The 12,095-nt window shown below is 38.5% G+C and carries 10 protein-coding genes; 4 read left to right on the top strand and 6 right to left on the bottom strand.

What is annotated here, in order from left to right; all coding sequences use genetic code 11:
* Both QNJ50_RS20425 and QNJ50_RS20420 read left to right on the top strand, forming a co-directional pair.
* Nucleotides 1-192 (top strand): hypothetical protein (locus QNJ50_RS20425; protein WP_300638667.1); only part of this gene is annotated, 192 nt, incomplete at its 5' end.
* Nucleotides 170-424, top strand: a complete 255-nt coding sequence (locus QNJ50_RS20420; protein ID WP_300638665.1) for a tetratricopeptide repeat protein — start codon at nucleotides 170-172, stop codon at nucleotides 422-424. The genes QNJ50_RS20425 and QNJ50_RS20420, both read left to right, overlap by 23 nt.
* A gap of 222 nt (nucleotides 425-646) precedes the next feature.
* Here the strand turns inward: QNJ50_RS20420 and QNJ50_RS20415 are convergent, their stop codons facing one another.
* Nucleotides 647-2,692, bottom strand: coding sequence for a HEAT repeat domain-containing protein (locus QNJ50_RS20415; protein WP_300638663.1), 2,046 nt, complete (start codon nucleotides 2,690-2,692; stop codon nucleotides 647-649).
* A 334-nt stretch (nucleotides 2,693-3,026) separates the two neighbouring features.
* A complete protein-coding gene (locus tag QNJ50_RS20410) occupies nucleotides 3,027-4,541 on the bottom strand; it encodes an NAD(P)/FAD-dependent oxidoreductase (RefSeq protein WP_300638661.1) in 1,515 nt (504 codons plus the stop codon).
* A 422-nt stretch (nucleotides 4,542-4,963) separates the two neighbouring features.
* Between QNJ50_RS20410 and QNJ50_RS20405 the strand changes: the two genes are divergently transcribed.
* Both QNJ50_RS20405 and QNJ50_RS20400 read left to right on the top strand, forming a co-directional pair.
* Nucleotides 4,964-5,596 (top strand): SH3 domain-containing protein, encoded by a 633-nt coding sequence (locus QNJ50_RS20405; protein WP_300638659.1) that lies wholly within the window; start codon nucleotides 4,964-4,966, stop codon nucleotides 5,594-5,596.
* A gap of 102 nt (nucleotides 5,597-5,698) precedes the next feature.
* Nucleotides 5,699-6,664 carry a lysophospholipid acyltransferase family protein gene (locus QNJ50_RS20400; protein WP_300638657.1) on the top strand — a complete coding sequence of 322 codons (966 nt, stop codon included), beginning with the start codon at nucleotides 5,699-5,701 and terminating at the stop codon, nucleotides 6,662-6,664.
* Here the strand turns inward: QNJ50_RS20400 and QNJ50_RS20395 are convergent.
* From QNJ50_RS20395 to QNJ50_RS20380, 4 genes are all read right to left on the bottom strand, one after another.
* Nucleotides 6,661-7,275 (bottom strand): hypothetical protein, encoded by a 615-nt coding sequence (locus tag QNJ50_RS20395; RefSeq protein WP_300638655.1) that lies wholly within the window; start codon nucleotides 7,273-7,275, stop codon nucleotides 6,661-6,663. The two genes, QNJ50_RS20400 and QNJ50_RS20395, sit on opposite strands and share 4 nt — an antisense overlap.
* 101 nt (nucleotides 7,276-7,376) lie before the next feature.
* Complete coding sequence (locus QNJ50_RS20390) at nucleotides 7,377-8,546, bottom strand: VWA-like domain-containing protein (RefSeq protein WP_300638653.1); 1,170 nt, start codon at nucleotides 8,544-8,546, stop codon at nucleotides 7,377-7,379.
* 150 nt (nucleotides 8,547-8,696) lie between these two features.
* On the bottom strand, nucleotides 8,697-9,692 hold the full coding sequence (locus tag QNJ50_RS20385; RefSeq protein ID WP_300638650.1) for a MoxR family ATPase: 996 nt from the start codon (nucleotides 9,690-9,692) through the stop codon (nucleotides 8,697-8,699).
* A 331-nt stretch (nucleotides 9,693-10,023) separates the two neighbouring features.
* On the bottom strand, nucleotides 10,024-11,832 hold the full coding sequence (locus QNJ50_RS20380; RefSeq protein ID WP_300638648.1) for a hypothetical protein: 1,809 nt from the start codon (nucleotides 11,830-11,832) through the stop codon (nucleotides 10,024-10,026).
* Between the last annotated feature and the right edge of the window lie 263 nt (nucleotides 11,833-12,095).

Genomic DNA, 12,095 nt, shown 5'->3' with positions numbered 1-12,095 from the left:
GCAATTCTCATTTTGACCAATAATCGTTTAACCCGAAAAAAAATGGAAGCAAATGGAACCGGACTAAAGGGTTTTCAAGACAAATTATTAGTAAATTTTATCAATAGTTTGCATGAAATTTTCAAAATGAGAATTGCTGCATATTGGTTGGTATGGTCGCGGAAATGCTTTGAGAGAATTAAAGCAGTATGATGATGCGATCGCAGCTTATAGTAAATCCATTGAAATGAAACCTGATTTTTTCTGGGCTTGGTTTCGTCTGGGTAGATGTCATTTCTTTAAACAAGATAATGATAAGGCTTTAGAATTTTTAAAGAAAGCAAAAGAATTAGATCCTGAGAAATTTCCTAAACTTCTTCGTAGTGATGAGGAGTTTGATTCAATTACAGAGTTAGAAGATTTGAAGCAGTTATTTGAAGGTTGATTTTTATTTATACCAATTCAATAAATCATTGCAACAGATTACCCGGTAGAGACGTACCATGGTACGTCTCTACAAAAATTTATTTGTCTCATTATTTTTCCAAATTTGTATTATATAGGAATCCAGTTTGAATATTGAAAAAATAGGTATAGCACTACGTAGCGCCATAACATAAATATTTTTGTCCACCTACTTATCTCCTAATCGCCAATCTCCAATGACCTACCTCGATCGCAACAATTGCACGTAAGTATCCATAACGGTATGGTCTTTAGTATCAACGGCGTATTGAATTAAGTTTTCCCGTAATTCTTGGGCTTGCTCTAGGGGAAGTAATTTGGCGAGCAAGAAGTAAACACCGCGAAATCTTGGGTCATCCATGTGTTTGCTTCGACGTTCTTTCGCTTCAGTTGAATCACCTAAGAAGTTCTGCACGATAAAGAATTCCATGATTTTATCATGACGGAAATACCATTCTTTTTTGGTTTCGCCATCTTTGTTTTTCCACTGACGACTGACAACCATTTTATATTTTTGGTCTTCCATACTAAATACTTCTTGGTCAAATTCATCAGCTAAAATTGCACTTTCGTCATTGATTCGCTGTTGGTATACTTTTTGGGAAAATTTCTTCAGGGGAAAATCATGTTTCCATTCCCGTTTGTATTCCCACGCCATTAAGTTATATTGTTGTTCTTGCAAACGAAACAAATCCGGATGTTCGCCTTGGGATAACATTTGGGATATCAAGGTTAGATCCATTGGATTAGAAAGTACCCGATAGTTTGCTTCTAATTCTGTAGCAGGAGGTTTGACGCAAGATTCAGGAAAATAGGTTGCTTCAGTAAAATTATCTAACCGCGCATCTGCTAATAATGAAAGTTGGAAAGGTTCTAATAATTTGCGACGCAAAAAGGGAACCCATGTAAGGAGAAAACCAACATAACCCATACCAGCAATTCTTCTAACCCAAGGATTCCAGAAGAAGATGGCTTGAATTTGGGGAGATTTGGGATAAGCAAAAATTAGAGCAAGCCAAAAAGCTGCGTGAGTTAAGATGATGTTTCTGAAGTTGAAAAACCACCGCCAACCTTGGAGATTAATTATTACTGACTGTATTGTTTCAGCATGAGTAGAGTTTACTTCTTTGAGATTCTTGTAGTGCTGTCCAAGCAAGGTAATATCTTGGGGTTGCCAACGAATATTTTTGTAAGCTGTAATTATTGCAATTTGTTTTGCTAAATCGTCTTTTAATTCTTTTAAGCCTTCACTGGTGCTTACTTCCCAGGCTTTGAGAAATAAATTTAGTGTTTTGACACCTTCTGAATGAGTAAGTTTTTCTGGAGTTGTTTGAGGTTTACCAACCCATTTGAGCAAGGTTTTTGCCTCATCACTACCGCCACTGAGGAAGTATGTTAACCAACGCCAGTATGGAGCACTTGAGTGACCATCATAATAGGCGCTATAAAGTACGAACAGTAATTCTTTTAGCTCTAACTGTTTTATCTTCCCCAATGCTCTTGCCGCACTGCGACGAACCGATGAGTCAACGGTTTTATCTTTGAGGAACTCTAGGATGTCTTTGACGTAGGGTTTAGCAGCATCCCCCAAATTCCCCAATGCTTCTGCCGCACTGTCACGAACCGATGAGTCAACGTTTTTATCTTTGAGGAACTCTAGGATGTCTTTGACGTAGGGTTTAGCAGCATCCCCCAAATTCCCCAATGCTGATGCCGCACTACGACGAACCGATGAGTCAACGGTTTTATCTTTGAGGAACTCTAGGATGTCTTTGACGTAGGGTTTAGCAGCATCCCCCAAATTCCCCAATGCTGATGCCGCACTGTCACGAACCGATGAGTCAACGGTTTTATCTTTGAGGAACTCTAGGATGTCTTTGACGTAGGGTTTAGCAGCATCCCCCAAATTCCCCAATGCTGATGCCGCACTGCGACGAACCGATGAGTCAACGGTTTTATCTTTGAGAATTTTGGCAATCTTTTGAACAACATCCTCTGGCTTCTTAAGTGTTGCTTTTAATTCTTGGGTTTCATATCTACCTAATTGATTTAAAGCATTTCTCTGTACTTTGGGATCGCTATCATCAAGGGCAGCTATTATGCCGTTAATATGCCATTCTTGTGGCTTAGGCTTAGATACTTTTTGAGCATTTACCCAAGTTAGGTTGGGTAGAAGAATAAGGCAAATGGTAAAAGTGAAAACTAGAAAAAGGAAAATTTTTCGTTTAATACGGGTGAAGACAGACATGATTAGGGAATAAGGGGGAATTGATAGAATTAGGAAATTACAAACCTCACCTCAATCCTCATCCTTACCAAAAAAATATGGAGTAATAAGACAGGTAAAATCAGGGTGAGAAGTAAAGGTATTTCATCAAGCTGGTGACTGCTACAAATAATTAATCAGCCCGATCGCCATCAATTCCAGAAGTTTTTTTATTGCCAGAAATATAAATAAGCTTTTTTGGGCATCTAAATTTATCAGCTTATCTTTATATGTAATTAATTTTGTCCAAGTACTTATTTATGAGACGTGGGTTTTGGTAATCGGATTTAGTATCAAATCTTTATCTATCTTTTATTTAAGGAATGGTAACAACAAAATTCCTGTCATCTTCATGACAAATCTGCTGGATGATATTGCGTCCCGACATCGCAACCACCGGAACACTTCCACCCGGTTCTACCCACTGACCTATCATGTAGAAATTATCTAGTTTGGGCAGTGTCTTTGGTATACCAGAAATCATCATCCACATAGTATCTTTAGTTAACAACCAGCCACAACTTGAACCCTGCCAATTTCCTGTGTAGCGTTCGTAACTCATTGGTGTGGCGACATCCGTATATTCAATATCAGCTTTGATACCTGGATAAAACTTCTCTAATAAATCAATCAGAATACCAGACTCTTGGATTTGTTCGGTATTATAAATTTTTCGTCCGTAAATTCGCTGCCAATAATCATATGAAGTATTTAACATTACTATCAACACTGATTTTCCTGCTGGAGCGAGAGAAGAATCAAAACAATAATTTTTTACACTAATTTCCCTCCGTTCTTCACCAGCAATTATGACTGGTTGATCGAGCAAATAGGTTACCCAATGGGGCTCACCCGACAAATCGCGGTTAACACCAAGAGATACTTGAAGTTGCGAGTGTATAGGAAAGTAACCGTCATAAAGCATCTTCATTTCTTCGTCTACATATTCACCCCCAAGTAAACTAAATATAGTTCCGCGACCATCACAGGCAGAAATGACCCGATCGCTACGATATTCTTCGTTGTTATAGAGGCGTACGCCAATGGCAGTATGATTTTTAATTAGCACCCGTTCAACTTGGGAATTATAGTAAACTTTCCCACCTAATTCTAAATAGCGCTTTTCGATTGACCGGGCAAACTCCAGAGATGCACCGACGGGAAAACCAGCATTTTGATTGTGCATATATGCCAGGAGGGACATACCTACCATCACAGGAATATCTTTCCAAGCAAACATTTGGGGGATTGCTCGACGTAGAAAAGGGTCTCGAAAACGTTTAGCAAAGTCTTCTGCAGAAATCCTACCCCATTTTGCCATGGGAGCTAAAAACGGTAATAACCTCCCACTCAACCACCACCAATCACCAATTCCCATCAAAGCTTTAGGCTTTTGCTGAAGCAAGGACATATCAAAACGAGTGAAAGCCCGAATACCCTTGCAGAAACTTGTAATCAATCCACTGTCAGCAGGCGAAAGTTCCTTGAGATGTTCTTCTAGCCGCTTGGGATCGCTGTAAACAATGAGCGTTTTACCTTCCGGTTCACTAACACGGATTAATTCATCGTGATGAACAAATTGACGACCTTGAACTGCTCCGAGTTCTTCCCACATCTCATAAAATGGTTGTCCTTTACCAGAACCAAATAAATAGTGAATACAACCATCAAAAATATATCCTTTGCGATTCCAAGCGGTGCAAAGACCACCAGGTAAATTATGCATTTCGAATATCTGAGTGCGGTAACCGTTCATTTGAGCATAGCAGCCCGCAGCTAACCCAGAAATTCCTGCACCGATAATGATTATGTCGGTCGAAGAATTTTTCATGACCGCACTCACCAATTTCCTTTAATTCTGTTAAACCGTTGTTTAGCCTTCACACGATATGAATTATAGGATGCGTATTACTTTGTTATGGATAAAATATAACATTTGCAACACTACCCAAATGGTTTGGGCAGAGAAAACTAATATATTTGATTTTTTCAAAGGTTATTAATGCCTCTTAAAATATAGCTTCTGTCAACTTCTTGTAAAAAAATATCATCATTTCGTTTTATTGAGTTCAAAATAAACTAGGATAAGAGTATAGATTTTTAGTAGTATTTCATACTTTGACTTAGATTTACTACTCAACCGAACTGATATCAAAATACTTACAGAGCTAAGTGGTGGTGAGATCCTCTGTAAGTGTAGGGAAGCTTTATATTTATTTATCGACATCTCACCCATAAAAGGAGATGATTTATGTGTTATTTGATAAAAATAAAGAAAATTTACGGTTCTTGGGTCTTGCTTTGCTAATTAGTGTAGGTACTGCTGCTTGCTCGAGTAATTTAGCTGTGAATTTGCCCACAACTGAGGGTAACAATAATTACAAACAAGGACACACCGCTCGCCCAATAATTTCAAGAAAACAAACCTTTACTAAACGCGCTTGTAATATCGGTGCTTATGTTATTGACGAAGACCCCCAAGGTTTAAATGTGCGCAGTGGTCCTGGAACCAATTATAAAGTTATTGCTAAATTACCCACTGATATTGATATAGCAGAGGTTGAGGTTAGAATTGCTGCTTCTGTCGGCAACTGGGTAATGATTACTCAAGCCATAGATCCAGGAACTGACCAAATTAAATTTCAGGGACGTGGATGGGTTTATGCACCATTGTTGGGTACTTCACCGGCATTTCGTGGACAATATATTTCAGTTTATGCCAATCCTCGCAAAAACAGTCGAAAAGTAGGAAAGATTCCATCAAATACAGTAACACTAAAGCTCAATACCTGTAGCGGGGAATGGGTAAAAATTGAACATAAAAGTATAAAAGGTTGGCTAGCGCCAGAGAATCAATGTCCAACTCTAATTACCAACTGCAGTTGAAGCTTAACCTCATTCAGTCATAAATATTCCAAACGACTTACAGCAGGTAAGTATTTCAAAGGTTAAATAAAACTAATATTTAGATTGATAATTAAGCGATAAATGAATAAAACATCTAAAGATCCAAATCAGAGTTCTGTAATTCAATCTTTGGGAACTGTTACAAATTTATACTTAAAAGCATCTTTTGCTGGAGCCAATACCCTCACAGGATGGTCATTGGACGATAGAAATCCCCAGGTAATTGAAAAGCTAATGCCTTTTTTTAGTTGGGTATATAAATATTATTTCCGGGTGCAAACCGATGGGTGGGAACATATCCCAAAAACAGGAAAAATACTATTGATTGGTTCTCATAATGGTGGATTAGCAATTCCTGACACCATGATGATGACCTATGATTGGTTTAGAAAATTTGGCACAGACCGCATAGCCTATGCCTTAATGGAACCAAAAATATGGCAATTCCTACCGTGTTTCGGTCGTTTAGCAACTCAAATAGGCACCATTCAAGCACATCCTAAAATGGCTAAGGCGGCACTGCGTAGGGGTGCTACTGTTTTAATCTATCCAGGGGGGGCTCAAGATGTATTTCGCCCCTACTCTATGCGAAACAAGATATATTTCTGTGGTAATAAAGGATTTATCAAACTAGCCTTAATGGAAGAAGTTCCAATTGTCCCACTTATTTCTCATGGGGCTCATTCCACCTTATTTGTGATTGCAAATCTGTACCCTCAATTGAAGCAACTACATCAGTTGGGTATGCCATGGTTATGGGGAATAGATCCTGGTGTATTTCCAATTTACCTGGGTTTGCCTTGGGGGATTGCTGTTGGTCCGTTGCCTAATATTCCTTTACCAATTAAATTGCACACTCGGGTATGTCCGGCTATTGTATTCGATAGATATGGTAAAGAGGCAGCTCGCGATCGAGAATATGTCTACCAGTGTTATAGGAAAGTTTATAATCTGATGCAACGGGAACTAGATCGATTAGTTCAAGAAGAAGAAGGTCTGGCTTCAAGGAATTTTACCCCTAGAATCAAACAATCTTATTGGTTTTAGTAATGTGTAGATAAAATGCGTCCCACTGTCTTTTGGACCATAGAATTATTCATCATAAAGGTATGCATGACAGGAAACTGAACTATGTGGTCTTGGTCGGATAGTCGAGTTTCACTGAGAGCAACAATACCGTCATTGAGTTCATCTCCAAACGGGCTCCAGGATCCTCTTGGTCCTGCAGTACCAGCTAAAATTGTGTAAGGAGATTCAATTCCTGGAAGTGATGTAAAGAAAGCCTGGTTAGTTAAGTTTAATCCACACTGACCTGTCCACCATCTAAAAGGTGGTAGCCGCCAAGCATGGGGCGCGAGGCGTGGTAGCTGATTTGGCGTACCTAACATGACAATATGTTTAGGTAATTCAATGGAACCTATACCCAGAGCCGCTCTCGTTAACAATCCACCGAGGGAATGGGCAACAATCCCATAAGACTCTTTACTAGCTATTTTTTGAATACGGATTCGAAGACGCTCAACGATGGACTCGAATGTTTCTGCAAAGGCTATGTAAGCAAACTGTTCAGTCGTACATCCAGTTTGTTGTAAGTACCATTCAAGACCAAGCAGTGATAAGGGTGTTCGACTAAGACCGTGAATTAGCAATACCTTCATTCTTCTACTTCATTCTTCCAGCACAAAATTCTTTTTTATTTAAATGCCTGGATTAAATTAATTTAACATTTTGTAAAATTAGTTTAACATAAAGTTAATTGTTAAGCCCTAACATCAATTCCCAACCTAACAGCTTCTCCAAAGGGAAAATCTTCTGTTTCAGCCCCTCCCGGAGTTACTACCCACAACACCGGTAACTCTGGTTTCCACTCTGGAAAAGTTCCATAACCATCAGTTAAATAAACACACACAGCTTGATTTTGACCATCCCAACTAGTCGCGACCTTTTCAAAAAATGGGATAAACGACGTTCCACCACCCCCTTCAGGTTTGGGTATAGCTGCATGTGCTTCCAATTGATAGGGTCCGTAAACATCAACATCAGCGTAGTAAAGTTCGCACTTAAGATGGGGATATGAATTAAGAATTCCTTTTAATTCAGCTAAAAATACTTTTAATATATCGCTATCAACGGAGCCACTAGTATCTATGCATACATAAACATTAACTGATTCACCTTGCAAATTTTCTAAATATAAACCCCTTCCAATAAAACGACGGTCGAACCCAGAAAAATCAGTAGGTGTTTTTACCATATATCGCCAAAGATAAGTACGCCAATCAATTTGGGCGGTGCTCAAACTACCTAATTCTCGCTTGACCCCTGCGGGAACATCTCCTTGCTCGATCGCTCGAATAACCGTTGCAGCTTGTTGCAGAGCATTTTGCCAGTTAGCCTCGATCGCAGCTTTTCTGGCTTGGGACATACTATCATTGTTGCTTTCTTCCCCTTCGTTGTCTCTTTTCCCCGAGCTATCCTGTGGTGGTCTATCTAATAAATCGGGTTTATTCAAATCTGGAGAACTCCCCCGGTCTTTCGCCAAAATTTCATAAATTTCTTCAACACTGAGATTCTCTAAGTCGGGATCGCGTAAAGTTTCAGCAGGTAATTCAAATATTCCCTGTTGGGCAATTATGCCATTGATGACAATATCAGCAGCAATATTCCATAGTTCGCGATCGCGTACACCCCGGCGAGTTACATGGAGTAATGCAGCATGCAAAACCTCATGTAATAAAATTGCATCCTGTTGATTTGGGCTGAGGGACAGCAAAAAATCAGGATTAAAGTATATATCTTTACCATCAGTTGCAGCAGAATCAACCTCCTGAGAAGGAACAAACTGAGCAAACATCGCCAAAGTGGCAAAGAAAGGAGACTTCATCCGCAAACGTAGTAAAGAAGCGCTGATTGCTTTTTGGATTTCCATGGGGTAGGGATTGGGGGTTGGCGACTTGGGGAAAATGTGGGAAGTGTGCGGAGTGTGGGAGGATGGGGAAGAGCAAATTACTCATTCTTACTCATTACTCATTACTCATTACTTCTTACTTTTAACTTCCGCTTCCCTGTTTCCTGAAAGTTAAAGTAATTCTTGAAAATCTTGAATAAATTGCTGAAGCTTGAGGTCTTTCTGGACTAGTTGTGCGAGGTGTCCCATTTGTCCTTTATTTCGCATCATGCGGCATAAATCTGCAACAAATAATTGTACCCACTCTGCTGTCGCAACTTGACTTAACCAAGTAAAGGCATTGTAAGCCTCGTCTGCATTTTCGGCTCGCATAGTTAAACCAATTGCTGTTGCATATCTAGCGCTTGGTTCTTCAGGAAAGGGAATATTTTCAGCTTTACCTTCTAAAATTGGAGCAAGACTAGGTAAAGTTTGATAAAGACTAATAAATGCTACAAACTCTCCAGCAGTAGCTTCACCTACAGCTGGAGCAATACTTAGTCCACATTCATGTAACTTAGATGCCATAACCCAAGAGCGTGGAGATGGCCAAGCCGCCTGTCGAGAGTCAAGTTTATGTAACAATGTGGAGCGAAAAGAGAGAAAAGCAATAATTTGTTCGTGGACTCCATTTGTTAAAGCATAGGTTTTAAAGCTTTGAAAATCCGGCTCTACTCCCAAATGTAAGAATCTATTGGCGAGGGGAGATGGCATATCAAAGACAGCAGCACGGTCTTCTTTACGGTTTCCAGCAGCCCACACATACCAGCCTTCCGGTACGGAATAGGAACCAACTTTTCGATCTAAAATCAATTGCTGTGCGACTCCTTGCATAGCCGGTGGAGCCATATTTAATTCATCTAAAAAGAAAATCCCAGCACCATTACGGGGTAAAAACTCCGGTGGATACCACTTGGAAGTATTATGTACTGCTACAGGTAAGCCACGTAAATCAGTCGGTGCTAGTTGAGACAATCTAACATCGACAAATTCTAAATTATTTTCCTTTGCAAGCTGCCCAACAATACTAGATTTACCAATCCCGGGAGCCCCCCAAATCATTGTGCTGATTTTAAGGTTTTTACGAATAAGGTGTTCTAAATAAGTTTTTAGTTCGCTGGGAGTCATAGAATTTTAGATTATGTCCTGCGGATAGGTCAGACAAATAGATTGCTTAATTAGGGTTTACTGAATTAATCAGGTTTTAAATCTAAATCAATTAGATTTTGAAACTACATTTTGCGTAACTTCATGTAGATTTGAGATTACACACCCTATTTTTTTTACTTGCTAATTGTTCCAAAAATTTTTGAAGAGTGCTAGAGTGATTCGCTACAGCTCCAAGAACTTTATATCAGTTGACAGTTACCACTTTCTGTTCACGGTTCCCTGTTCTCTCCTGTAACAGTAAAATTTCCTGTTCCCTCCTCCAATCAGATAATTTAATTTGCACCGGGAGTTAACATTGATCGGGATAGTTTTTCTTTGATGAATGCAATACTTTGAGCGATCGCTGAGCAAATTTACGAACTTCTATCTCTTCATCCACAGCTAATTTTTCTAAGATGTCAATGGGTGTTTCTGAATGTTGAGCAGCTCTTAGTCTTTCTTTTCTGACAAAACTGTCAGCTAAAATTTTCAATATTTTTAAACGGACATTTTTTGTTGTGTTGGGATGTTCCAACACCAAAGTACAATATCTATGAAATTCTGATAATTTTTCCAATACTAACGCCGGTGTGTTGGGATTTTTGACAATACATAACCTTAAATCCGAATATCGAACTAGTTCTGTAAGCACGTGTTCTGGTGTATTAGGATTTCTCGCTACAGCTTGACGTACTTCTAAATGGTGATCGCTAGCAAGTTTTTCCAAGACAAATGCTGGTGTATTAGGATTTCGGGCGACATTACGACGTATTTTTTTCCACGAACTCAGCGCAAGTTTTTCCAAAATGTGTTCGGGTGTATTGACATTTTTTGCAATTTCACGACGAACTTCTGGTGATGTTTTGACCCATTGCATTAATATTCTCAAAGGAGTCTGGGGATGTTGAGCAACATACTTACGAATTGATAAACGTTCGTTCATTGCTAAACGCCATAAAACTTTTTCCATCACTTCGGGGGAAGTATTCGGATGTTGGGCTAACAACAAATCATATAAAGGATTTTTTGATAGTTTTTCAAGTACAAATGCTGGACTATTGGGATTTTCCGCTACAGCTTTGAGTACATCACCCCGACTCTCTTTAGTAAGTTGAAAAAGAATTTCGGCGGGAGTATGGGGGTTTTCCGCAACAAATAAACGTAGTTGGTGTACTTCCACAGCTTGTACTAAGACATTTTTAGGTACGTTGGGATGTCTAACGACCATTTGACGTACCCTTAGCTCGGGATGTTGGATTAATTCTGCAAGTAAGTCGCCAGGTAGATAACGGTTGTAAGCCAGAAATCTCATTTCATGAACTCTATAATCCATTGCTAATCGGACTATCAATTTCTTTGATAAATTGGAGCGTAAAGCTATGGCTTTTTTAGCTTTGCTATGTCCTTTCCCAATCAGTTTTTCTAAAACATGTGTGGGTGTATGTGGGTGTTTCGCTATTCTTATCTGAATTTCAATATCATCATTCCAATTTAATTCTGAGTGTTCTGCAATTTTTCCCAAAATGTTGGGGGGAGTTTTGATTTGACTAGCCAAATAACGACGTACAGAAGTGGTACTGTATTTTACTAATTTTTCTAATACCCTTTCACTTAGGTCTTTGCGTTTAACAATACATAAACCCAAAGCATCATCATATTTGCTTTTAATTGCTAATTGCTGAAGAATATCTTGTGAAGTTTGGGGATGTTTAGCTACAGCAATTAAAACTGCTGAATTATCACGATTTGCAGCACCAAGTAATAACCACAGTGGTAGATTATCTTGTTTTAATAGGTTTATTAATGCCCAGAAAGGTATTTCTACATAAAAATTTGGATTTTCAATTAATAGTAAATTAATGACTGAATTTGCTAAAAATTCTCTTGGAAATTTAGATGCTAACTTAAGTAAAATATCTTTTGGTGTATTAGGATTAAGTGTTACTCCTGCAAGAGTTAAATTATCTTCACTAGTTGCTAAATCTTTTAATAGTTCGGGATCGGTATTAGAATTTCTTGCGACTAATCGTGCTAGCTCTATATTTTGTTTGGCAAGAATCCTTAATATTTCAGGTTTAGTATTTTCGTCAGCTGCTTGTTGTTCCGGAGTTAAGTGCATTTTGGTAGCCCTTATAATGCCGATTTGATTACTGTTGAGATAAATCCCTGACAACAAAAATTGACAAACTGGGCAAGCAATAAGAATATTTAGCGATATATTTTTATGTATGTCTTAATGTATTTCTTAATGTATGATTGAATTTCGTTTGACTGACTAATATAGTAATCCACTTTGACTATTAAATTTATATTTATAAATAGGAATATAAAATAGAGAGTAGAAAATTTATGCTTAAAAAAGCATGATGTGATTCTTATAAA

It is taken from the genome of Mastigocoleus sp. MO_188.B34, from assembly GCF_030065675.1.
Lineage (GTDB): Bacteria > Cyanobacteriota > Cyanobacteriia > Cyanobacteriales > Nostocaceae > Mastigocoleus.
Note: the sequence above shows the minus strand (reverse complement) of the source record. Positions and strands in the feature narration are given on the sequence as shown.